This window comes from Gorillibacterium massiliense (assembly GCF_000455485.1).
In the GTDB taxonomy this organism is placed as follows: Bacteria; Bacillota; Bacilli; order Paenibacillales; family NBRC-103111; genus Gorillibacterium; species Gorillibacterium massiliense.
Genome location: NZ_CBQR020000133.1, coordinates 22460 through 45244 on the forward strand (window position 1 = coordinate 22460; position 22785 = coordinate 45244).

Consider the following 22785-nt stretch of genomic DNA (forward strand, 5'->3'; position numbering starts at 1 on the left):
TACCAACCGCCCTTAAGGTTTACATTCCGTTTGTATGTTTTCCCGGTATTGTCCCGGCGTGATCCCCTCGTGCTTCTTGAAAAACCGGATAAAGCCGATATCGTTGGAATAGCCGACCTCCTGGGCAATTTGGGCAACGGTATAATCCGTCTCCGCCAGAAACCGTTTTGCCTCGTGCAGGCGGGTCTCTGCAATAAGCTCCACAATCGTCCGGCCGGTCGCTTTTTTGAAAAACGAGGACAAATACGGCTGGGTGATCCCCAATTCATCCGCGATGAGATTGACGCTCAACATGTTTTGATTGTACCTTTCGCGCACGATGCGCCTAACGGTTTCCACCGTCCGGCTGCCCTGATCGGATCGGCCTTCCTTCCAAAGCCGGCATACCGCCAAAAATTCCGTTTTCAGCATCTCGAAAGCGCCATGAGGGTCCTGGGCTATGTCCGTTTGGCTTTGGAGCAACCGTTTGGTCATCACTGAATCCGCCTTGGGCGTATTCTGCACGATACGAAGCAGGGTGGCGGACAAATGCAGCAGAAAATGCGAACCTACAAGCTGGCCGCTCCCGTCTCCGTTAAAATGATCCGTATATAAGGCATTCAGCAGCTGCTCGGTCTTCTCAGCTTCTCCCGACTTCACGTAATTCGTTAATTGTTGTTCAATATCCAGTGGATAGTAATAGCTCAGTTCCTGATCGAACAAGGCATCCACGGCGCTAGCTCCGGTTTGCCGCTTGACGTTCTCATCCATGCTCTTCAGAGCTTCCCGGAACGCCTCGCCAATCTCCTGTATTCCCAGGGCTACGAAGCTGGTACCGACCGCCACTTTTAAATGGAAACGCTGGCACAGCACCTGCTCCAACTGCTCTGCAATGGTGATCGCCTCCGCTCGGCATGTCTCCGCATCTTCTTCGCGGAAATTGACAAGAACCGCGATTCTTCCTTGATCCAATTCAGTCGTATAGGCAATATGCCGCTCATTGGCCAGATCGGCTGCAATGTTAGAAATGACGAAGTTGATGAACAGCCATTCCTTAGGGTCGTTTTCGGCGGAAAACGCGCTCATATCCTCCACGTCGACCGTAATGACAGAGAATAAATCCGAGATAAACCGAATCTCCATGAACGCTAAGGATTCCGGCTGCAGTTCATGGAGGTCGGCGTAACCCTTTATCAGCCGGTTCAGAAAATGGATCCGGATAATCGGCGCTTGCTGAGACAAACGGCTTCTAAGCTCCGATTCCTTCAGGCGCGCGGATTGAATCGACGTGCGGATGAGTTCGTACTCCGCCGGCCCCTGATGGGTTGAGTCTCCCGTGCCTCCGCCATTCACGATCGATACCAGATTACGGATGGGGCGGATATTCCGATAAGACAGATAAACCGAAACGGCAGCTCCTGAAAGCGCAGCCAAGATGAAGATCAACAAAGACCAGCTCCGCACCTCGTTAACTTCCTTCAAGAATACCGCCCGGGGGACTTCCAGCACGTACTTCCACCCGAATACGCTCGACGTTACATAGGAGACGACCATCCCTTTTCCCGCATCCTTGATTTCCATCTTGCCCTGATTGCCCGGCAAGTCCGTGTACTTGAAAGCCGGTGGAGACGGCGCATCCGTCGTCGCGCTGATAATTTGATCGTCGCTGTTTAGGATGTAAATCTCGCCTTTCCCCGCCGTGGCAATGCCCCTGAACATTTTCCGCAGCTCGTCTTCATTGATGATCATGAACAGCGTGGCCGATCCGTTGGAACGGCTTCCCAAAGGCAAGGTTTGCATGTACGTAAGGACGTCCTTCTGCTCCCCTAGGCTATTCGTTGACTGCAAAGAAGGCAGAAAGGAACGATAGTGATAGCCGCTTTGAAATTCCTTCACCCAATCCTCCGCATTCTTTCCTTCGAAACGGATGGCACTACCGAACAATATATCGGGGGTGGTCTTCACCCCAGGCCCCAGCATGGTATCGGCATTAGGCAAATAGATGTAATAATCCGAAATGAATGGCGTCAATTGCTTATACCGGTTCAAATCGTCGGCCAAAGCAACCATTTCGTATTCCTCCACACCCGACAACGGAACCCTGATTCTCATAAGCTGCAACAGCTTCGGATGATTGGCGATCTGCTGCTCCAATTGTTCGATCATTTGCAGTTGTCCGTCTGCAAACTCCCTTAGTTGTCCGAGCATGGCGGAGTTCGAGCGCTCCACGGAATCCACAACGACTTTCTTGGCGCTCCAGTAAAGCACAGTCCCAAAGACGAGCAGAAGAAGTAGTATCAAGATATATGACCAGAACAGCGCAGACCAGGCGCCATTAAACCTAAACCGTTTTCGACTTATGCCGATCTTCTCTTCCATCTGTTTCTCCCCTTTTATCCAGGTTTCGCGTTTCATCATAACCGCAGGTCCATTACCATTCGGGTAGTATAGCATGATTACAAAAGGATAGGTCCAATCGGTTTATTGGATGGATAAACCGCTTGTAAGAAACCCGTTCATTTCCGGAAAACTGCAGGTCAACGAATAACCGATTAAGCCCATGCGCATTTACATGGGCCTCTTGGTTCCGAACTTGCGGTGTATCAAGTTGACCAACTCGTTCATATTCTCCAATCGGTGAGCGGGGGTATGATATCATTGAGCAAATGCACAATATAGGTAAACCTTTTCACAAAGGAGACGGTCTCCCTGTTGGTTCAGCTCACCAAGAAGCAAGCCCAGGAAATTGTTGATAAAATGATGATGGATATTCCCTACAACATCAATATTATGAATGAACATGGGGTCATCATAGGCAGCGGAAAAAAAGAAAGGGTAGGCACCGTTCATCAAGGTGCGGTAAAGGCCTTATGCACAGGGAGAATGGTAGAAGTTTGGACAGATGGACGTTTTGAGAAGAAGGGCACCAATGAGCCTATTGTCATTGATCATAAGCGTATCGGCGTCATTGGGATTACGGGCAATCCGGATGAGGTTCGTCCTTTTTGCAATCTTGTTCGTACGACGGTTTCTCTCCTTATTGAACAACAAATTTCCTTTGAAAATCAGTCACAGGCAGAAAACCACAAGAAAGCATTTCTGGAGACCCTGTTAAACCATCAAGGTGCTTATTCCCAGAAATTAATCAAAGAATCCGCGGTCTATAAGATCAATTTGCTGTTAAAAACCGTGGTGTTGTACATTAAAAACCTGAAGCTTGACGATGATCCGATAAAGCTTTTTCAAGCCCACCCCTTTTTTGTATTGGCTGAAGATACTCATCTGATCATGATGCAAAATGAGAGCACACCGGAGGTGCTCATCGAACGGCTAGTCGAGAAACAACCGGACGTATTGGTCGCTACCGGTAATCTCGAACCCAACATCGCGGAGAGCTACCGGCAGGCGAAGTCTGCCATGAATGTATTGCTTGCACTGAAGCCAGCTGCACGGGTAATCGATTATGCAAGCGTGGAGTTCCTTATTCATTTAAGTCATGCCCCTCTAACCTCTCAACCTACTGCGGTCAGCAAATTAGTGGACACCGTGGATATGATGGAAACGATAAGGAGCTTCATTAACAATGACTGCAGTGTCTCTCTAACCGCGGCTGAACTCAATATTCACCGCAATACGCTCCAGTACCGGCTGAAACGGATACATACCCTAACGGGGAGAGATCCGAGGAATCTGTTGGAATTATTTGAACTCACGTACGGCTTGTTGTCTTTGTATAAATAGGAAAAGCGGCCACCGAGGAAACACTCGGATGGCCGCTTGCCATTCTTTTATTCGTAAAATTTGAGGACACGGGCGATGTTCTCGCAGGTGCGTTCCACGTTACGAGGTCCTTCCGCAAGCAGCTTTTCGATCTCGGCCGCCCCCGGTACGATACCGAATACCGCGTCTATTCCTTCCGTATAGAGGGTATCAATGCCTTCTCCAATATAGCCGGCTATGGCAATTACCTTTTTGCCCGACTCTTTTGCCGCTCTGGCCACCCCGTAAGGGGCTTTTCCGAACTTGGTTTGAAAGTCAATGCCACCTTCTCCTGTGATTACCAGATCCGCGTCAGCCATCTTTCGCTTGATTTCCGTGTAATCGATGACAATCTCGACACCCTTTTTCAAGACCGCTTTCGTAAAGATCAGCAATCCGGCACCCAAACCTCCGGCAGCGCCTGCGCCCGGAACATTTATCACGTCTTTTTGCAGCTGTTCCTTCACCACCCCGGCATAGTGAGCCAAGGCAGCATCCAGTTGCTGCACCATTTCCGGTGTGGCCCCTTTTTGCGGACCGAACACATGAGATGCACCATTCTCTCCGCATAAGGGATTGGTCACATCGCAGGCAACGACCATATCCACTTGCTGGAGCCTTGGATCAAGTTTCGAAACATCGATGGTGACCAGCTTGTCCAAACTGCCTCCACCGCGAGGAAGCATCTGACCCTCCGCGTCTAAGAATTTTACACCCAGCGCCTCCGCCATTCCCGTACCGCCATCATTGGTTGAACTGCCGCCGATGCCGATAATAATCCGTTTGATTCCTTTTTCCAGACATTCGAGAATCAATTCTCCCGTGCCGTAGGTCGTCGTGATTAAAGGATTTTTGGTTTCCTTCGTCACATGCTGGATCCCGCTGGCCGAGGCCATCTCGATCGCTGCGGTTTCCCCATCTCCAAGGATGCCGTACTTCGCCGTCACCTTTTGACCAAGGGGCCCTGTTACCTCTTTTGTATAGAGATGACCACCCGAGGCATCAACAAGGGATTGTACTGTGCCTTCCCCGCCGTCTGCCATGGGTACGTGGATATAATTTGCATCGGGAAAGACTTTACGCAGCCCTTTTTCCATCGCTTCGCATACTTCTTTTGCCGTCATGCTTTCTTTAAAGGAATCTGGTGCCAGAACAAATGTTTTCTGTGCCATGATCTCACCTCATCATAATGATCTTATAAAAGGAATCCGTAGATCAACGTCGCTACGATCGTCATCGTTCCACCAACAATGGCCTCGTAAGGGATAAGTCCCATCCGCTGTTTGATGCTCATCTTCATAGCGCCGCCAGTTACGTGGAAGTAGTTGCCTTGAGGCAAGGAATCGATGACAGTAGCCCCTGTGTGAACCATAACCGCTGCTGCAAGCGAACCCGTGCCCATATTCAGGATAGCCTGTCCAAAAGAACCCGTGGCCAAAATAACGCCTGTTGATGTGGAAGCGGTTGCCGCTGCCATCAAAATACCTGCAATCGGTGCGAGGAAGGTGCCCGAAATCCCAGATGCTTCAATCAAGTTTACCACCTGCGTGGACAGGTTAGATGTCGAGATTAAACCCGCAATGCCCCCTGCGCCAATCAAAATCAGTACGGTAGCTGTCATTCTATTCAAACCTGCTGCCGTATACTCCAAAATTTTGTTTCCTTTCCCCATCGCGAGCATGCCGATAACACCTGCAATCGGTAGAACATACAAAGCATCGATCTTAAAATTCGCAAGTGCATCGATACCCAGAATCGAACCAATTGGCGTGATCATGAGCAAAATGACGGCAATGAGCGGCGCAACAAGCGCTCTGCCAAGGGACGGATATTTTGAAGCGTCGAACTCATGCTCTACGGCTTCCTCGTCTGGAACCATGGCCCCTTTCTTCTTAAGCAGCGACGCTACGATCACCGTGACGATCAGACCGCATATCGCCGGAATAAACCCGGCAAGCATCACATGGCTTAGATCCAGGCCAAAGCCCCGTGCGGCCGCAATCGTATTCGGGTTAGGAGAAATAATGTTCCCAGCTTTTCCCCCGCCCGATAGCGCCAGCAGGAGTGCAATCTTTGAAATACCCATCTTGTTCCCTACAGACAAGGCAATCGGAGCAACGATCAAGACGGCAACGGGAATAAATACGCCAACCGCTGTTATGATCATCGTCGCCAAAGCTAATGCCAATATCGCTCTGCTCCCGCCAAACTTCTTAACGATGGTTTGGGCAATAGTCTCTGCCGCCCCTGATTCCATCATCACACCTGCCAATACCCCTGCGGCGAGCACCCGGATGACCGTACCCATAACACTCTGAGTCCCCGTTACCAGCATGCTAACCGTTTGTTCCAGGTTAGCGCCGCCGATTAAAGCGCCTACAATTGCACCTGCAAACAAAGAATAAACAGGATTCAACTTTCTTAAAATCAGAATGATCGCAATCGCCAGCCCCGCCAGTGCACCAATCCAACTGATCGTTAACCCTTCCATTTGTGTTCCCTCCATGGTGTTTTTGAATACGCTTTCAGTATATCTTCCGTGCTTAAAATTTGATATTGATAGAAAGACTAAATTTATTATGCATTTGCACAATGAAAAGCAATCGGACCTTTAAAGGGTAATCGTCGCAATGGACTTTTCCTTAAGCCTCCGGGTACGGTCCAGCTCATCTCCTTGTATTTTTACCGGGTTGAAATAAACTATGCCAAAAAAGAGCTCGATCTCTTCAAATAGAAATGTCTACTTGAACAGAATGAGCTCTTCATAATACGAAATGATCCATCCCATGGGGGTTTATCGAATATAATGGCGATAAAATTCCTAGGCTTCGCGGGAGCGGGTGTAAAAGCGGGTGCCGAGGAAAAGGATGGCAGCCAGGAGCGACATGGCGGCAGCGAAGCCGTACATGCCGGGGCCAGCCCAGCGTTCCTCGAACCAACCGCCGATGACGCCGCCGGCGAGACCGGCTAAGCCCGTGAATACCGAGGCGTAAAGCGACATGCCTGTGGAGCGCAAATGCTCCGGTACGAGCCGAACCACATATTGAATCGCCACCAGTAGGAAAGGCGCGTAAGTAAAAGCGTGTGTCAGCTGCAAATACATAAGCGCTGTCGGATCCTTGACGACGATGTACAAGCTCCACCGCAGCACATACAGAAGCGAGATTACCCCAAGCATCGCCAGTTCATGAAACCGGTTCAAATAGCGGTTCAGCCAAATAAAGACTGGGACTTCGCATATCCCGACTAACGCCCAGCCGAAGCTAACCATGCCAGGGGATGCTCCCATCGTTTGATGATAGTAGCCGAACAACGCGTCATGCATGCGATGAGGCGTCGAAATGATGAAGATCATAAAGAGAAACCAGAGAAACTCCCGGTTTGCGGCCAATGATTTCATGGAGGCCATGGTAAGGGCTGGACCTTCCCCCGCCTTATCCCGCAAAAAGAGCAGGAGCACAAAGGGAATCACCCACATGCCCCAATAAATATAGCGGAAATTGTCCACACCGCCGACGAGCGGCAGGAGCGAGGCGGAAATAATGGCAAAGGCGAAAAAACCGAGGGAACCGAATAAACGGATGGTTCCGTAAGGCGAGCCGCTTTCCGCGGCGGTTTTAACCGACAGGCTGTCAAGCAGCGGACTCGCCGGCCCATAGAAGAAGAAAAGCAGCGCGGTAAACAGAAAGATCGGAATGTAGCCATTGGCAAGAAAAAGTCCGATACTCGACAGAAAGGTTAGGCCGTACAGCAAGTAGATGATGGCTTTCAGCGAACGGAAGCGGTCGCTCAGGTAGCCCCATACCGGCTGCACAAACATGGCGGCAAAGGGACCGGCCATGAGGAAAAAGCCGATCTCGGCGCTGCTGTATCCCTTTTTAGCTAAATATAAAGGGAGCAGCGGAGTCAGGACGGAGTGGAATGCGTAATACATAAAGTTAAGTCCGCGGATTATGGTGATTTGCCTGTTCATGTTATTCAATATTGCTCCTGTTCTTATATTGCGAAATTTTCCGGTTCATTCCTTCCATTCTAGCGAATCCTCCGTTAATAGCAACAGGTTTTTCCATATTATTTAGGTAAAAAACCCTTTGTCCCTTCCCGTAAAATTGGGTAAGATGGTAATGCATCCTTAAAGATGCTTACAAATCAACGAACCACTAAGCTAAGCATGACATCGCTAGGGAGAGAGAGATATGGACAATTTATTGGCGGCACTGTTAATGGTATGGGGAAACTTGTCGGGGGCGAATCCCGACTTGACGATGGAGCAAGTTGCCGCTGCCGCACTCACCCCACCACCCGCCATCGCAGTGGACAGTCAAACGCCGCCGGCTGATGGCACCGATCCTTTGCGGCCCGTGAACAAAGTCGATCCGCAAAAAGATGCCCCAAAAATCAAAGGCATTTATTCCACGGCTTATAGCGCCGGCGGAGCACGTTTTACCGATCTCGTCAAACTGCTCGACGATACCGAGCTTAACGCCATGGTCATCGACGTCAAGGACGATCTCGGCTGGATCACCTATAAAACCGGCAATCCGGACCTGGAGGCAACGGGAGCGGAGAAAAATTTCATCCCGGATATTCATAAGGTCATGAGCACGCTGCAAGAGCACGATATTTATCCGATCGCCAGAATCGTCGTTTTCAAAGATTCCATATTGGCGGCGAAAGAGCCGGCCCTCTCCTTTGTCAATCCGGACGGGGCGTTGTGGAAAAACAGCAAGAAGGACAGCTTCGTTAACCCTTACAACAAGAATGTTTGGGATTACAACATTGAAGTCGCCAAAGAAGCTGCCAAAGCCGGCTTCAAGGAGATTCAATTCGATTACGTCCGGTTTGCCGAAGGATTTGAAACCCGGGCGGACGTTTTGAAGTATACCAAAGACGATCGAACCCGGATCGACGCCGTCTCCGAATTCGTCAAATACGCTAGAGAGCAATTGAATCCCCTTGGGGTTAGGGTTTCTGTCGATATTTTTGGCTATGCCGCTTCTGTACCTGCTGCTGAAGGGATCGGCCAGGATTTTCAGAAAATATCCGAGAATGTAGACGTCATCAGCCCCATGATCTATCCCAGCCATTACGGCACTGATTGGTTCGGCTCCAAGGTTCCCGATGCCGCTCCTTATAAGACCATCGACGGCGCCAGCAAAGACACGGAGAAGAAGTTGGCTCCTCTGAAGGAATTGAAGCCTGTTGTCCGGCCTTGGATCCAGGACTTTACCGCCACCTGGGTGCCCGGTCATATTACCTATAGCGCCAAACAGGTTGATGACCAAATTCGCGCCTTGAAGGATAACGGCGTTGAAGAATTTCTTCTCTGGAACTCCAAGAATAGATATACAGCCGGTGTCGATTATACGCCGTAAAGATTGCACTCGCACAAGGAGGCCCTCATGAATCCCGTCATCATCACTGCTGTCACCCATATGGATCTTCAACCGTTGATTGACGCATGGCCTCAAGATTTGCATGATTAGACCGAATTCCGCTGGTTGCGGCCAAAATCTTTTTCCTTGGATGAATTGCGGGATGCGGATGTTCTCATCAGCACCGGGCGGCTATCTCAGGAAATGTTGGATGCCGCGACCTCCGTCAAATGGATTCAGTGCTTTTCCGCCGGGGTCGACCGTTTGCCCCTATCATCCATTGCCGAACGCGGCATTGTCCTCACCAATGTTTCCGGCATTCATGCGGCGATTATGAGCGAGCACGCCATCAGCCTGATGCTGGACTATGTGCGCAATGTGCCGCTCTTCCTCGACCGGCAACGGGCATGCAAATGGGATAGCTCTATCTCTACTGGCGAGCTATGGGGCAAGACGCTGGGAATCATCGGGACCGGACAAATCGGCCAAGAGCTTGCCCGCAAAGCCCAAGCTTTTGATATGCGCGTGCTGGGCCATAACCGAAATGGAGGAAAACCGGCTCATTTTGACGAGATTTATCCCGGCGAAGATGGCTTGAACCGGCTATTAGCCGAAAGCGACTTCGTCGTCGCTCTCATCCCCGGCACACCGGAAACAGAGCATTACCTAAGGCTCTCCCACTTCCGAAGAATGAAACCTGGGAGCTACTTCATCAACCTCGCCCGAGGCAGCGTTGTGGCAGAAGAGGATATGATCGTGGCACTACAAGAAGGGTCTCTTGCCGGAGCTGCACTTGATGTATTCGCCGTAGAACCGCTGCCCGAAAGCTCTCCCCTGTGGACGATGGATCAAGTGACCATCACCCCCCACATATCCGGCAATACGCCCCGTTATGTGGAGCTGGCCGGCAGCATCTTATTCAGCAACCTGCGCCGCTACCTGGATGGCCGTACGCTGGATAAGGTCGTCGATCCATCTGTCGGGTATTAAAGTCTAAACATAAAAAAGCCCTTCGTCCGGAAGAACCGGAACGAAGGGCTTTTTGCTGATGAAATTATTGGGAAAGACGAAGAGCCAGTTCATAAAGATCCATCTTGAACGGCTTCTTGGTGTTAACCACCAAGTCGATATCGGTAGTAACCAGTTGACCGTTGATGATGCCACAGGCTTTGCCGGATTCGCCTTCAAGAAGCTTGCGCACGGCGAAATCCCCTAAACGGCTGGCAAGAACGCGGTCGGAAGGAGTAGGAGCCCCGCCCCGCTGCACGTGGCCAAGCACCGTGACGCGAATATCCTGGCCGTTGTATTCGGTGATTTGCTGGGCAATGTCTTCGCCGTGGCCGACACCTTCGGCGAGAATGATAATGCTATGCCGTTTCCCTGATTTGAAGCTGTCTCTCATCCGATCGGCGACTTCCTTCAGATCGAAGGGAACCTCCGGAACGAGAATCGATTCTGCGCCGCTGGCAAGGCCGGCGAGCAGTGCGATATCGCCGCAGTGGCGGCCCATGACTTCCACCACGGAAGCCCGTTCGTGGGAAGACATCGTATCCCGCAGCTTGTTGATGGCATCAACAGCTACGGTAACCGCGGTATCAAAGCCGATGGTGTAATCCGTGAAAGAGATGTCGTTATCGATGGTGCCCGGAAGACCCATGGTGCGGATGCCCAACTTGCTCAGCTTGTTCGCTCCTTGGTAGGAACCATCGCCGCCGATGACAACCAGTGCGTCGATGCCGCGTTTTCTCAGGTTATCGGCAGCCAATTGTTGACCTTCCGGCGTCATCATTTCCTTGCAGCGGGCCGTTCCGAGAATGGTGCCGCCACGTTGGAGAATATCTCCGACGCTGCGCAAGTCCATCTCTTGGATTTCTTCGTGAATCAGGCCGTAGTAGCCTTTTTGTACGCCGTATACCTTTAATCCGTGGTACAAACCGCTGCGGACAACTGCGCGAACGGCGGCATTCATTCCTTGGGAGTCTCCTCCACTTGTTAAAACAGCGATCGATTGAATAGTCATGTTATGTGCCTCCTAGATCTTCACAAGTGAACGACGGCTTTGCCGTCTCCTAGTGCTTGTTTCGAAAATCAATGCGAATCCAGATACTGTTCGCCAGAAAAAACAGCCGCGTCAACGGACTCTTGTGCATAAGCTTTGCGGATATGCGGCGAACCTCTGGTTGCTCTCGAACCTTGGGGTCGGAAAGATAAAGTGCAAGCAAGCCTTCGATGATCATGCGGTGAAACTGGGGAGCCGGCAGCCGAGTGACCGCCTTGCGCGCTTCCATAACGATTGCGGCGATACGTTCAACCGTTTCAGTCCGATTTTGATAATAAAAGCAAAAGTTCAAATCCCCGCCGATCCGATCTTCTTCCTGGTCGATTAAGTAATCGAGAAGAATATGCAGTCCGGTCACATATGGAAAATAAGCGTCCAGGATCGTCTCTCCCTCTTCCGGTTTCAAAGCCGGGTCCGATGCTGCCAGAAACAGCATGAACATGCCGAGTGTAGAGCCGGTTGCAGCCGCAAATTCATTCCAGTATATCTCGGGGTAATTTGTTTTATGGTGATCCCACCAAGTCATGAGCGCTTCCTCCCGCAAATCCTTGCGGATATGCTTATAGACCTGGAGGTCGCAATACAAGGAGACAAGGTAGTGAATCTTTTCCTCCACGAGAGGATAAGAGGGCAATCGGCTGATGCAAGAACGGCAGGTTTCCACCAAAGCCGTCAAATAGCCGCCGTCTTCTTTTTCATCGCGAAAAGCATAATAATCCGCAAGCTCCGCTGACGGAGTAACCGCATCCAGCATGGCTTGATGCAATCTGCGGAAATCCTCTGGATCGAGTGATGTGCTCCGGTCGCAAAGATTGTCCAGATAATCGCTTATCGTCTGAAAAGCTACGATGAGAGCCAGGAGGACGTCCTTTTGCGCCGGATTAGCGCAGGCGTAGACGGATCCGCCCTGACAATGAAATTTTTTCGTATCGATACTGGCTATAGCTTGGGAGCGAAGCTCGGCATCGGGGATGCGTTCCGCCAGATTTCGCCATTCGTTCAAAGCCGTGCGCACTCCTGGCAGTGTATGCCGGTATACCCGCCGCATCAAGCTGAACGAATTCCTTGGATAATCGAGATTCGTGTTTGTCCGGTTCAAGAAGAGAACCTCCGCTTACATTCTGATTCCCGCAAAATGAACCGTCGCATAACTGGCGAAAAAGCCGCTAAGCATGACGACATTCCGAGGGAACTCTTTTATCATAAAGGAAAACGGGCAGTCATGCAAAAAACGGGGAAACAAGCCGTGTCATACGTTCTGCCGAATCCATCATCTGATATACGTTACCATTTCACGACCTTACTGCCTGTAATCTTTTTCATATGATGACTTTTATCAAACTGATAATATGATATACTATTGCCTTACGTCAATACGAAAGGTCGCCAGTTCATCATGAGCCGCACCCATCAACAACTGTCCCTTCAGCGCACAGCCGGTAGGCAAAACGTGCTGCTGAAGCTTTTTTCTTTTTCCAACTATAGCACATCCTCCATACTGCTCACGGTCTTTCCCGTCTATTTCGCCAGTCTCGGGTTCTCCAAAACCGAAATCGGACTCATCTTCTCCATCGGACCGTCTATGGGCATTCTTTCTAATCTGATCTGGGGCATCGCCAGTGACCGCTACCAGACGATCAAGAAGGTACTGGTTGTCGTTTTACTGGGAGAATTAGCTGCCGCCATGCTTATGTTTCAATTCAACCGGTTCGCCATCGTCTTTCCGCTCATGGCAGCTTTCTATTTTTTCCAGACGCCAATTACCTCACTCAACGATAGCCAAATCCTGCTGGCTACTCGCAACAGCGGAAAAAGCTACGCATCCTTCCGTGTCTTCGGCTCTCTGGGATTCGCCCTCTCCTCCGTCGTCTTCGGCTTTTTCCTTTCAAAGGAGGACATGTCCCGGACAGCCTTGCTGTGCGTGGTTACAATCTCGATCACTTTACTCATCGCCTTATGTACTCGGGATGCCAGGGGAAGCAGCAAGAAGATGGATCTATCCGGCATCCGCGGCGTGTTTCTATCCCGGCCGTTTCTGGTCTTCTTGGCACTTGTGCTGTTTTTGGCGGTGGCAGCGAAAATCAATGACAGCTTCCTCTCCCTCTATATGGTGGAGCTCGGAGCGAGTCAAACCATCATCGGCTTCTCCTGGATGATTTCTGCGGTCAGTGAAATCCCGATGTTCTTGCTGCTCGCTCGCTACGGCCACAAATTCAAAGAGCTTCCGCTCCTCGCATTTGCCAGCGTCGCTTTCGCCCTGCGCTTCCTTCTGCTCGCTCTGCCGATCTCGCCTTACGCCGTCCTAGCTATTCAAACGATGCACAGCGTATCCTACGGCATCTTCCTCGTCACTGCCATGCGTTATCTGCAGGATTTGATTCCCGACCGCTTCCGCGCCACGGGACAAGCGGTGTTTACCATGACCTGGAGCGGGTTGGCAGGCCTATTAAGCGGCTCGATCGGCGGAGCTGTTTTTGACAATCACGGGCCTCATGCCCTCTATAGCCTGGCCGCCGCCTGCGCCGCCATTGCAGCATGCGGATTTACCCTGTCCAGCTTACGCACCCGAAGGTGAATCATCTTTTATCAGGTACGACTCGAAGTCATAACGACCAGCTTAGCCGGTGGCTTCCATCAGCCCTATAAGGGGCATGGTACAAGCCAGCGCCACAAAGGCACACGGAAGATCTGCCAACCGAACGACTTCCACAGGCTAGCCCACTAAAGGGGCCACGTTACCTGCCCTTCTGGCTGACTCCCCCGTAAAAGGTCAATAAGTTTGTCCTACTCTCGAACACATGCGCGATCCTCATGGGGTTTGGGACAGTGTTGTGGCGAATACCTGCGAAGATGCAGGTATTTTCAACGAATTTAACCCATATGCAGAAAATTACTGCAATTATACAGTTATTTTTGTCTTGTGGATAAGAATGAAGAGTTTGAGCTCGAAATAACTGCAGGTTTGCAGGTAATTCAAAAACTCCTCTCACGGGAAGAGAAATAACTGTAGATTTACAGGTATTCAACCACTCGCTCTCCGCGCTCCTGCACATTTTTCAATGGTTCAACTTGCGCGAGTGGCAGACCGGCACTCACTTTTTCATCGAGCTCAAAGGATTTTCTAGTCATAGCTATAAGTTTTCCTGAACCCCCGGTCAAACTGGAGGTTTCTTATACGATAGGCTATGTTAAATTCTAATGTTGATATTTAACCAAAAGAAAACCGCCTTGCTTGAAAGGCGGTTTATTAAGCTATCGTCTCCCGTTAGCTCAATTTCACCTGCTCATTTTGTTCGCTCTACAGAATACAGAAAAAATTCCATGTCTATATTCCTGAAATTCTTAGTATCTTTATCAATAATATTCATACCGTTTCGAACAGCAACTTTTTGAGCGGCTATATTTGTGTCCCTAATAATAGAATAAACCCTATTTGCATTAAGAAATGAAAAAGCGTATTCCTTGCAAGCAATTGCCGCTTCTGTTGCGTAACCTTTATGCCAATACGCTTTTTGAAACAAAAATCCTATTTCCAAAATTTCTTTTTCTCTCCAGCCTTGCATTGTCAAGCCACATTGACCAATCATTTCGTTTGTTTCTTTTAATACAACAGCCCAAAGTCCAAAACCATATTCTTCATATCTTTTAAGATGTCTGTTAAGCCAATTTTGTGCTTCTTCTAAGTTGAATGCACTTTCATAAGCAGCACGCATTACTTCCTCATCACACAATATTCCGCACAATGCATCATAATCGGACTGCACCATTTCTCTAATTATAAGACGTTTTGTTTCTATCAAAAATCTCCGACCTTTCTATTGTAAAATTCCTTATCCTGCCCCGTTAGCTTAGCAAGAATAAGCAGAAAGCCGAAGTTTGGTATTCGTTTCGGTTACAGTAAACAGGCACGATTTCACCAACATATTCTTCTTATTCGATGAGGTATTCTCATATTCCTTGCTATCTATAAAAAGAAACCATGCCAAATAATGTTGCAAATATTTGGTGGCAACACCATTAAAGCGGTCCATCCATTTCTTCAAGCGACTGTGGTAACTGTTTACGTTCTGGATATGGTACACGCCTTTTACCCGTTGTTTTCCATCGGATTTGAATCTGTAATGAGCCAAGCCCTTTGAGTTCGCATAGGAACTAAATGCTCTCCACGAATCAGTGCATAGCACGTTTGACTCAGATATATGAATGCCAATCGCTTCATCCAATTTTGTAGTCCGAATACGTCCACGACCAAGGACGCCAGAGTAGGTCATTTTCTGGCGGTCACGGGCAACGAGTACACATACTTGGTCATTACTAATACCACGATATTTGGCTTTTCCGCCACGTTTACGTGGCTTACGTTCAACAATATTCCGTTTGCCCTTTTCGGAGTATAAAAAATACGTTTCGTCCATTTCAACGATTCCCTGGAACGCTTCCGTTGGAATCTGCTTCAGAGCGGCAAGAATCTTATGTCGCCAGTAAAACAAGGTGACGTGCGTGACTTCACCGTTTAACTGCTCTGCACATTTTCTCAGAGAATACCCCTCAATCATACATTCAATGAAACGAACCCTAATATGAGGTCTCCTCGTTCGTTGCAGAGGGGTATTTGTAAGGTCATTGAACGTTTGGCGACAGGACTTACAACGGTAACGTTGACGTTTAACCTCTCCAGTGCGGGTTTTTACAGGGTACTTCCCAAATCGCACAACAGAATGGTTTTTGCAATGTGGGCAAACAAATCCATCTTTATGCTTCTGCTCTTGAATTTCATCAATTGCTCGAACGGGAACCGCCACACCTTTGGTTCGGGATTGCAAAAAGTAAATAAGCTCTCGCTTACCGTTATCGTCCAATGTATCAGCAAGCCTCTTTAGTTCCTTCAAATCCATGGGTAAATCATCTCCGAATAGTGATATTACCCTTATTTTAGAACATTAGTTCGTATATATCAAATATCAACAACAAAGTTTAACATAGCCATACGATAAAAAAGGCAGCGCCAGTTGGCACTGCCTTAAAAGTATGCGTGTTTAATCTATAACGAGCAGCTATTAGAATTTGGTAACGTTAGCTGCTTGAGGACCACGGTTGCCTTGAGTAATTTCGAATTCAACCTCTTGTCCTTCGTCAAGCGTTTTGAAACCGTCGCCTTGAATTGCGGAGAAATGAACGAATACGTCTTCGCCGCCTTCAACTTGAATAAAACCATAGCCTTTTTCTGCGTTGAACCATTTAACAGTACCTTTCAAACTGAACTACCTCCTAGATTATACGCCATTTTTGGCGAATAAGGACATTATAGCACCGCCGATTAGCCGTTTCAAGAGAAATGACTAATATGAAATGGTGAATGTGATTATTTTATTTTACAGATACCGAAATCGATACGGTTTTACCGCCAAATTTAGCAGTTACGGTAGCCGATCCTTTCCCAACTGCTTCGATGCGGCCTGCCGACACTTTCACCACGGATGATTTCGAGGTGGACCAAACAGCGCTGCCCGTTACCGTCGCCACTTTACCGGAATCATACTCGGCAGTTAAGTTCAAGGTTTGCGCCTGTCCGGTAGACAGCTTCACCTGCTTATCGCTTACCATCAGCTTCAGCAGCTTCGGAACGACCTTCACGACCACGCTCACGGGTTTCCCCTGGTAAGAACCACTTAGTACAGACGTGCCTTCCGCCACTGCTTTCGCCACAGCTCCGTTCACCACAACTGCATTGGGGTTGGAAGATTCCCATTTGACCTTGCTGGACAGAAGGACCGATCCGTCGTTGACATAATACCCAGTCACTTTTATCGACTTCGTCTTGCCGATGTTCAATTCGATGATTTGCGGGTCAACCACCAGCTTCGTGATTTCCTGTTCCACGGTAACAGGGATTTTCACGCTTTGGTTTAAGTAAACGCCTTTCAGTGTCGTGCTGCCTTTTACCAAACCTTTGATTTTGCCGTCCACAATCACAGCATTTACACCGCTTAATGTCCATTCAATCTGGTCGGTTGCGTCCTCCTCCGCTCCGTTCCCCCGCACCGCCGTCACTTTAGGAAGCTCCATCGTCTTCCCAATGACGATGCTGTAGGACTCCGTTGAAGGAAGCAGCACCAGCACCTTCTCTTCAATCGTTACGTGAATGACCGTCTTGAAGCCGCGGATCGCCGCAGTCAGGAAGACTTCACCCGCCGTTTTGGCCGTAATTATGCCATTATCCACTGTAGCGATCGCTTCATTGCTGGAGGTCCATTCCACCGCTCCGGAAAAATCTGCTTTCTCCTCATCCAGCATCGTCGCATTTATTTTCGGTACACTGGCCGTTTCCCCTTTGAAAAGATGCAAGCTCGATTTATCGCTTTCGATTGCCGTAATCGTCGGATAAACGATGGCTTTCAATTCCTTGCTTAATCCGCGATAAGAGATTTTAATGATTGCAGCACCAACCGCTTTTGGGGTAATCTTCCCATTTTGCACTGTGACGGCCAAAGAATTGGACGAGGTCCACTCCGCCTGATCTGTTACATCTTCCTTGGAGCTGCTGTCGTTGCGAACAGCCGCCTGAACCTGCACGGAACCTTCATTCAGAAAAAAGGTAAGGCCATTGGACGGCGTAACCAGCAGTGCCTGATAGGGCGCGCGGACATATACCGTAATTTGCGTAGACACACCGAGATACTCCACGCTTAACGTTGTCTTCCCGGCAGCCAGCGGCGTAATTTTGCCCTCCTTCACAGTAGCTACTTTGGGGTCGGATGAGCGCCAATCGGCTTTGTCTGACACATCTTCCTCTTTCGCATCGCTAACTAATTTGGCGATAGCTTTCAGATTCTCAGGCTGATCCCCGATTAGTATTTCCACATCACCAGTGGGCAATGTGCCGCCTGGGATGATCGAGAGTTTGGAATATGGGGAGACGACATTCACTTTATAGGAGGCCGATAATCCCTTGTATTTTGCCGTGATGACGGCGCTCCCTTTCCCTGCCAACGACAATTTACCAGCGGTAACGGTAGCTACGTTGGTGCTGGAGGATGACCATTCGGCATTTGTGCTGATGTCGCTGGGCTGATTCTTCTCGTCAACGACATACGCACGTACGGTAATGTCTTCACTTCCCAAAGCATATTCTACGCTCTCGGGCTGATCCAACTTCAACGATTTAAACAAGTATTCGGATTTCGCATTCAGGCTAATAGTAAATCCTTTATATTTGGCCGTGATCGTAACATCCCCGTCTTTAAGGGGGGTTAACAATCCCTTCTCCACTTTAACAATTTTCGGATCGGAAGAAATCCAAGTGGTGTCAGCCGTAACCTCTTTCTTGTCGGTATAGCCTTCCACTTTCGCTAGAACCTTTAACTGTTGGCTCGATTCTGCGACATAGAGATGAACCGCAGCGCCATTTTCGAATTCAATGGCTGTAACATCCCCCGTTGCCGCATAAACCCCTGCCGGAAAAACAGCAGCCGCCAACAGCACGATTGTGAGAAGCCATTTCGTCAAGATCTTGTTCCGGTACATTAGGTTCTCTCCTTTTCGGGTGTTTTCAGTTAAGCAATTAACCTCCTTATCTTCTTTATCGTCATCTCCAGTCCTTCTCGTTACCTTTCCGGAAGCCAACTATTTCCTGCTCAGAGCCTCCCCTCTTTTGATATTTGCAGCTGTTCATGCTAAGGTTATAAATAATTGGACAACTCTTATAAGCGAGGAAAAGACAATGAAAAACAATCAAGGAATCAAGAAACATATGATTTATAAAAAAGACAACTGGAATATGCTCACCGTCGAAGTGAACGGAAAATCCCTTATCGTCCGGGAAATCTCGGATCAATGGGGTGAGGATTCCCAGACGTTCCTGAGCCGACCGGCTCTTATGCACTGGGCGCAGGAGCGCTTTACCCGGGACCGGTTCGACGGTACGGATGAAGAGTACGAAACGATGATGGAGAACTTCCGCCAAGTGTAGCCTTATCTTTCGCTCGCCGCCCATGCAGGACGTGCGACGTTTGCCGTAGCGGCATAAGGCTAAGATTAGGTGAAGCTTATGTTTCCTTATAGAGAAAAAACAGCCATTCAGGAAAATCATTCCTGGACGGCTGTTTTTTTGTAACGAATCTCCTTCTGAAGCTTTCTAGTAGAGTGAACCCAAAAAAGTAAGGAGAGAATTTATGATCGATTCCAACCTAGATGTGGATGAGATATTGAAGGAGATGGGCATCTCTTACCCCATCAATGCTGAAAACCGGCATAGCATCAACAAAGCGCACAGACGTATAAAACGAAAAGCGCGCTTCAAACGTTTTGCCCTAAGTGCCCTGTCAACGGGTTCTGCCTTTGCCTTAGGCGCATTTCTCTTCGGCTCCCCGATGGCTCTGAAAGCTTACGGCCATATCTGGTCGTTTCTCAAACAGATTTGGCGATTCATTGCCAGTAGTCCATTCCGTATTTGAGAAAGCCTGATACGAACAGGCTCAGCTGCCGAAGCTCCAAACAACTGACGAACGCAAAAGTCCGATCACATCAGGGTGAAGCAACCCTTCCCGCTTGTGAGCCGGCGTCAGGCAGATAACTCGGCCTGCGCCGAATTCATGCCGCCAACCAGCCACCGATTCACCATCAACGGATTCCGAGCGCAAGAAGACATCGGTATTTTCCGTATCGCACTCCACAAAGTAATGCTCGTCCTGAATGGAGAAATCAATGGGTTCGGAAGACCCGTCTGTGTCTGGAGTATTCCCTATATAACGGACGCTTTGATTAAGCTCAGGGTGACTGATGAAATGGCCCCGAAGCATGTTGACGTAGGTTTGATCCTCGCCAAAATGATAGGAGGCAAGGCCGGAGTGCCAGACGAGCCAGCCTCCCCCTTTTTCCACATAAGAGGCAATGGACGCGGCGGTTTCTTCGGTCATCCAATAGAGTGGCTCCGACTCCTGGGGATTCAGACGGTTTTCTTTGAACATGACGACGGCATCCGGCCGTTCCAAAAGCCGTGCAGGCAGTTCCTCATATCCGATATAAGCAACGCTTGCTTCCCCTTCTTCAATCAATGGCTCCAGCGCCCAATTCAAAGCATCCTTGGCGAGTTCTCCGTTATGGTAGTAATCGCCGACGACGGCAAGCACTTGTTTCATTTCGTCTTCCTCCTTCTTCCCCATTTCTGTGTTCACCTTTTCATGCAAATTTGAAAAGGCTTTCATCATCTTGTACACAAGTGTTACCGGTATCAGGTTTCATGATAGCAAGCCCGTTTCCTACTGTCAACGAGTGGGCGAATCTGGTATCATTACGGAATGGATAACGAAAAATATCCAGTCCATGAGGTGAAAACATGTCTACAAGCCAAACTTCCGCAACGTTTATTATCGTCGCTTTTTGCTTTGCCGCAGTGCTGATCCTCTCCAAAGACCGCATTCCCGGAAAAATCCGCCGTTATCTCGCTATGATGGCCATGGTGATGGTTATTTTTTCATTCGTCTTAATCGTGATCTCCCTGCTGACCGCCAGCACATCATAATCAGGAGGCGATCCTTATGCCAAATAAAACCCTAGTATTTACCGGAGGCGGCTCTGCTGGCCATGTGACGCCGAATCTCGCTCTCATCTCCCGTCTCTCGGAAGAGGGCTGGAACATTCATTACATCGGCTCTGCAGATGGAATCGAAAAAGGAATCGTCACCGAGCAGGGCATCCCCTTCCACCCGATCTCCTCCGGCAAACTGCGCCGTTATTTTGATTTGAAAAATTTCAAGGATCCATTCAAGGTATTGAAGGGCGTCGGTGACGCTTACCGGGTGCTGCGTAAGCTGAAGCCTAAGGCGATCTTTTCCAAAGGCGGTTTCGTCGCTGTTCCTGTGGTACTTGCCGCTCGACTTGCCCGGATTCCCGTCATCATCCATGAGTCCGACATGACGCCGGGATTGGCCAACCGGATCAGCTCCCGTTTTGCCGATAAAATTTGCGCGACCTTTCCGGAAACGATGAAAAGCCTGCCTGCGGGCAAGTCGGTGCTGACCGGTCTTCCTATCCGGAAGGAGCTGGACACGGGCAGCGCGGAGAAAGGCCGCAAAGCTTGCGGCTTTTCGTCAACGAAGCCGGTGCTGCTCGTAATGGGCGGCAGCCTCGGTTCAAAAACAATCAACGATGCCGTACGCGGCCAACTCAAGGAACTGCTGAACAAGTTTCAAATTTTACATCTCTGCGGAAAAGGTCATCTCGACAAGTCGGCTGAAGGCATACCCGGTTACAAACAGTTAGAGTATGCTTCCTCTGACCTGCCAGACCTCTTGGCCATGGCCGATATGGTCATCTCCCGCGCCGGCTCCACTTCCTTGTTCGAGTTTCTCCATCTGAAGCTGCCGATGCTGCTTATCCCTCTCAGTCAGCAGGTGAGCCGGGGCGACCAAATTTTGAATGCGAAATCCTTTACGGAGCAAGGCTTCGCCGAAACCTTGCAGGAAGAAGAACTGACCGAAGAGAGCTTCCGCAGCAACCTAAACAAGGTTTGGGATAACCGGTACCGCTACAAGGCGGCCATGGAAACATTCAGCGGTCAACAGGCTGTAGAGACTATAGCCGAACTGATTCACCAAGCGGCAAAAGCCTGATAATTGAAGAAGATGAACGACTGATCAAGCGGCGGGATCATTTTGCGATCCTGTCGCTTTCTGCTATCATAATATTTGGAAGCTAGGAGATGCTAAGCGGAAAAAAGCAGGAGCATCCCACTCAATGATTAAACCGCTGAACATCGTCCTGACGATCTGCCTAGCCGGAGCTTCTTTAGGCGCCGCCCCATCAATCCGAACGGTGCAGGCCAATGTCAATAAGCCCGCGGCAATTCCATTTCAAAAAGACGTGAGGAGGATCCCTATGAACGAAGTGCAGAAACGATCCGAGGTTCCAGAGGAGCAGCAGTGGCAGCTTACCGATCTATTTCCTGACCAGAAAGCCTGGGATAAAGAGTTCGAGGCAGTAAAACAATCCATGGAGAAAGCAAAGGCGTTTCAAGGCAGGCTGAAAGATGCCGCTGCCATCAAGGATTGCTTCTCCCTGGAAGATGAAATTTCCCTACATACGGAACGGCTTTACGTATACGCTCATCTGCTACACTACGGTGACACCGCGGAATCCGCTCCCCAAGCCTTAACCGACAAAGCGAAAAAATTGAGCGTCGCCGCCAATGAAGCGACCTCCTTCATCACGCCGGAAGTGTTGGAACTGCCTGAAGATCAATTGAAGGAACTGGCACAGGCTCCCGAGCTTGCTCCCTACAAGCACACCTTGGAAGAAATGATCCGGCAAAAACCACACATCCTGAGCAAAACCGAAGAAGCCCTGCTGGCGCAAGTAGGTAATATCAGCCAAGCGCCGGGAACGATTTTCAGCATGCTCAACAACGCCGATATGAAGTTTCCCAAGGTCAAAAATGAGCAAGGTGAAGAAGTCGAGCTCACTCACGGCCGGTACATCCAGTTTCTCGAAAGCAAGGACGCCAAGGTGCGGGAAGGCGCCTTTAAAGCGATGTACGAAACCTACGGCAAGCTGAAGAACACCATCGGCGCTACCCTTGCCGCCAACATCAACAAAAACATCTTCTACGCCAATACC

At 49.5% G+C, this 22785-nt stretch carries 20 protein-coding genes; 9 read left to right on the plus strand and 11 right to left on the minus strand.

Going from position 1 to position 22785, the window contains the following annotated elements:
- Positions 1-12: 12 nt before the first annotated feature.
- Positions 13-2397: an AraC family transcriptional regulator gene (locus TJ79_RS17455; RefSeq protein WP_238323050.1), complete on the minus strand. Its 2385-nt coding sequence runs from the start codon at positions 2395-2397 to the stop codon at positions 13-15.
- Between the two features lie 294 nt (positions 2398-2691).
- Between TJ79_RS17455 and TJ79_RS17460 the strand changes: the two genes are divergently transcribed.
- The gene (locus TJ79_RS17460; RefSeq protein WP_081756971.1) at positions 2692-3720 is read left to right on the plus strand and encodes a CdaR family transcriptional regulator; all 1029 of its coding nucleotides are present in this window, start codon (positions 2692-2694) and stop codon (positions 3718-3720) included.
- 47 nt (positions 3721-3767) lie between these two features.
- On the opposite strand, the gene TJ79_RS17465 is transcribed toward TJ79_RS17460, so the two are convergent.
- The 3 genes from TJ79_RS17465 to TJ79_RS17475 all read right to left on the minus strand — a co-directional run bounded on the left by TJ79_RS17465 (position 3768) and on the right by TJ79_RS17475 (position 7711).
- A complete protein-coding gene (locus tag TJ79_RS17465; RefSeq protein WP_040951635.1) occupies positions 3768-4910 on the minus strand; it encodes a glycerate kinase in 1143 nt (380 codons plus the stop codon).
- 23 nt (positions 4911-4933) lie between these two features.
- The gene (locus tag TJ79_RS17470; protein ID WP_040951636.1) at positions 4934-6229 is read right to left on the minus strand and encodes a GntP family permease; all 1296 of its coding nucleotides are present in this window, start codon (positions 6227-6229) and stop codon (positions 4934-4936) included.
- A gap of 330 nt (positions 6230-6559) precedes the next feature.
- Positions 6560-7711 (minus strand): MFS transporter, encoded by a 1152-nt coding sequence (locus TJ79_RS17475; RefSeq protein WP_040951637.1) that lies wholly within the window; start codon positions 7709-7711, stop codon positions 6560-6562.
- A 223-nt stretch (positions 7712-7934) separates the two neighbouring features.
- Between TJ79_RS17475 and TJ79_RS17480 the strand changes: the two genes are divergently transcribed.
- Both TJ79_RS17480 and TJ79_RS17485 read left to right on the plus strand, forming a co-directional pair.
- Positions 7935-9113 carry a putative glycoside hydrolase gene (locus tag TJ79_RS17480; RefSeq protein ID WP_040951638.1) on the plus strand — a complete coding sequence of 393 codons (1179 nt, stop codon included), beginning with the start codon at positions 7935-7937 and terminating at the stop codon, positions 9111-9113.
- A 147-nt stretch (positions 9114-9260) separates the two neighbouring features.
- A complete protein-coding gene (locus TJ79_RS17485) occupies positions 9261-10103 on the plus strand; it encodes a D-2-hydroxyacid dehydrogenase (RefSeq protein ID WP_238323051.1) in 843 nt (280 codons plus the stop codon).
- Positions 10104-10167: 64 nt separating this feature from the next.
- Here the strand turns inward: TJ79_RS17485 and pfkA are convergent, their stop codons facing one another.
- Together pfkA and TJ79_RS17495 are read right to left on the minus strand one after the other, a co-directional pair.
- Entirely contained in the window at positions 10168-11133 is a 966-nt protein-coding gene (gene pfkA, locus TJ79_RS17490) for a 6-phosphofructokinase (RefSeq protein WP_040951639.1), read from the minus strand.
- 49 nt (positions 11134-11182) lie between these two features.
- Entirely contained in the window at positions 11183-12271 is a 1089-nt protein-coding gene (locus tag TJ79_RS17495; protein ID WP_040951640.1) for a tetraprenyl-beta-curcumene synthase family protein, read from the minus strand.
- Positions 12272-12532: 261 nt separating this feature from the next.
- On the opposite strand from TJ79_RS17495, the gene TJ79_RS17500 reads away from it, so the two are divergent.
- Positions 12533-13747: an MFS transporter gene (locus tag TJ79_RS17500; RefSeq protein ID WP_238323052.1), complete on the plus strand. Its 1215-nt coding sequence runs from the start codon at positions 12533-12535 to the stop codon at positions 13745-13747.
- 709 nt (positions 13748-14456) lie between these two features.
- Here TJ79_RS17500 and TJ79_RS17505 read toward each other — a convergent pair.
- The 4 genes from TJ79_RS17505 to TJ79_RS17520 all read right to left on the minus strand — a co-directional run bounded on the left by TJ79_RS17505 (position 14457) and on the right by TJ79_RS17520 (position 18696).
- The gene (locus TJ79_RS17505) at positions 14457-14972 is read right to left on the minus strand and encodes a GNAT family N-acetyltransferase (protein ID WP_040951641.1); all 516 of its coding nucleotides are present in this window, start codon (positions 14970-14972) and stop codon (positions 14457-14459) included.
- A 48-nt stretch (positions 14973-15020) separates the two neighbouring features.
- On the minus strand, positions 15021-16067 hold the full coding sequence (locus tag TJ79_RS17510) for an IS1595 family transposase (protein WP_052339707.1): 1047 nt from the start codon (positions 16065-16067) through the stop codon (positions 15021-15023).
- Between the two features lie 162 nt (positions 16068-16229).
- Positions 16230-16427, minus strand: a complete 198-nt coding sequence (locus TJ79_RS17515; protein ID WP_040951642.1) for a cold shock domain-containing protein — start codon at positions 16425-16427, stop codon at positions 16230-16232.
- A 112-nt stretch (positions 16428-16539) separates the two neighbouring features.
- Complete coding sequence (locus tag TJ79_RS17520) at positions 16540-18696, minus strand: hypothetical protein (protein WP_040951643.1); 2157 nt, start codon at positions 18694-18696, stop codon at positions 16540-16542.
- A gap of 196 nt (positions 18697-18892) precedes the next feature.
- Between TJ79_RS17520 and TJ79_RS17525 the strand changes: the two genes are divergently transcribed.
- Positions 18893-19141 (plus strand): hypothetical protein, encoded by a 249-nt coding sequence (locus TJ79_RS17525; RefSeq protein WP_040951644.1) that lies wholly within the window; start codon positions 18893-18895, stop codon positions 19139-19141.
- Between the two features lie 202 nt (positions 19142-19343).
- A complete protein-coding gene (locus TJ79_RS17530) occupies positions 19344-19625 on the plus strand; it encodes a hypothetical protein (RefSeq protein ID WP_040951645.1) in 282 nt (93 codons plus the stop codon).
- A 21-nt stretch (positions 19626-19646) separates the two neighbouring features.
- Here TJ79_RS17530 and TJ79_RS17535 read toward each other — a convergent pair whose 3' ends face one another.
- Positions 19647-20309, minus strand: a complete 663-nt coding sequence (locus tag TJ79_RS17535; protein ID WP_040951652.1) for a ThuA domain-containing protein — start codon at positions 20307-20309, stop codon at positions 19647-19649.
- Positions 20310-20506: 197 nt separating this feature from the next.
- On the opposite strand from TJ79_RS17535, the gene TJ79_RS17540 reads away from it, so the two are divergent.
- From TJ79_RS17540 to TJ79_RS17550, 3 genes are all read left to right on the plus strand, one after another.
- Entirely contained in the window at positions 20507-20692 is a 186-nt protein-coding gene (locus tag TJ79_RS17540) for a hypothetical protein (RefSeq protein ID WP_040951646.1), read from the plus strand.
- Positions 20693-20708: 16 nt separating this feature from the next.
- Positions 20709-21782: an undecaprenyldiphospho-muramoylpentapeptide beta-N-acetylglucosaminyltransferase gene (locus tag TJ79_RS17545; RefSeq protein ID WP_040951647.1), complete on the plus strand. Its 1074-nt coding sequence runs from the start codon at positions 20709-20711 to the stop codon at positions 21780-21782.
- A 265-nt stretch (positions 21783-22047) separates the two neighbouring features.
- Positions 22048-22785 (plus strand): M3 family oligoendopeptidase (locus tag TJ79_RS17550; protein WP_040951653.1); only part of this gene is annotated, 738 nt, incomplete at its 3' end.

Excerpts from the sequence above, each read along its gene's own strand:
- TJ79_RS17470 (WP_040951636.1), bottom strand. The coding sequence starts at position 6,229 with ATGGAAGGGTTAACGATCAGTTGGATTGGTGCACTGGCGGGGCTGGCG.
- TJ79_RS17530 (WP_040951645.1), top strand. The coding sequence starts at position 19,344 with ATGATCGATTCCAACCTAGATGTGGATGAGATATTGAAGGAGATGGGC.
- TJ79_RS17475 (WP_040951637.1), bottom strand. The coding sequence starts at position 7,711 with ATGAACAGGCAAATCACCATAATCCGCGGACTTAACTTTATGTATTAC.
- TJ79_RS17480 (WP_040951638.1), top strand. The coding sequence starts at position 7,935 with ATGGACAATTTATTGGCGGCACTGTTAATGGTATGGGGAAACTTGTCG.
- TJ79_RS17465 (WP_040951635.1), bottom strand. The coding sequence starts at position 4,910 with ATGGCACAGAAAACATTTGTTCTGGCACCAGATTCCTTTAAAGAAAGC.
- pfkA (WP_040951639.1), bottom strand. The coding sequence starts at position 11,133 with ATGACTATTCAATCGATCGCTGTTTTAACAAGTGGAGGAGACTCCCAA.
- TJ79_RS17520 (WP_040951643.1), bottom strand. The coding sequence starts at position 18,696 with ATGTACCGGAACAAGATCTTGACGAAATGGCTTCTCACAATCGTGCTG.
- TJ79_RS17540 (WP_040951646.1), top strand. The coding sequence starts at position 20,507 with ATGTCTACAAGCCAAACTTCCGCAACGTTTATTATCGTCGCTTTTTGC.
- TJ79_RS17510 (WP_052339707.1), bottom strand. The coding sequence starts at position 16,067 with ATGGATTTGAAGGAACTAAAGAGGCTTGCTGATACATTGGACGATAAC.
- TJ79_RS17535 (WP_040951652.1), bottom strand. The coding sequence starts at position 20,309 with ATGAAACAAGTGCTTGCCGTCGTCGGCGATTACTACCATAACGGAGAA.
- TJ79_RS17455 (WP_238323050.1), bottom strand. The coding sequence starts at position 2,397 with ATGATGAAACGCGAAACCTGGATAAAAGGGGAGAAACAGATGGAAGAG.
- TJ79_RS17545 (WP_040951647.1), top strand. The coding sequence starts at position 20,709 with ATGCCAAATAAAACCCTAGTATTTACCGGAGGCGGCTCTGCTGGCCAT.
- TJ79_RS17525 (WP_040951644.1), top strand. The coding sequence starts at position 18,893 with ATGAAAAACAATCAAGGAATCAAGAAACATATGATTTATAAAAAAGAC.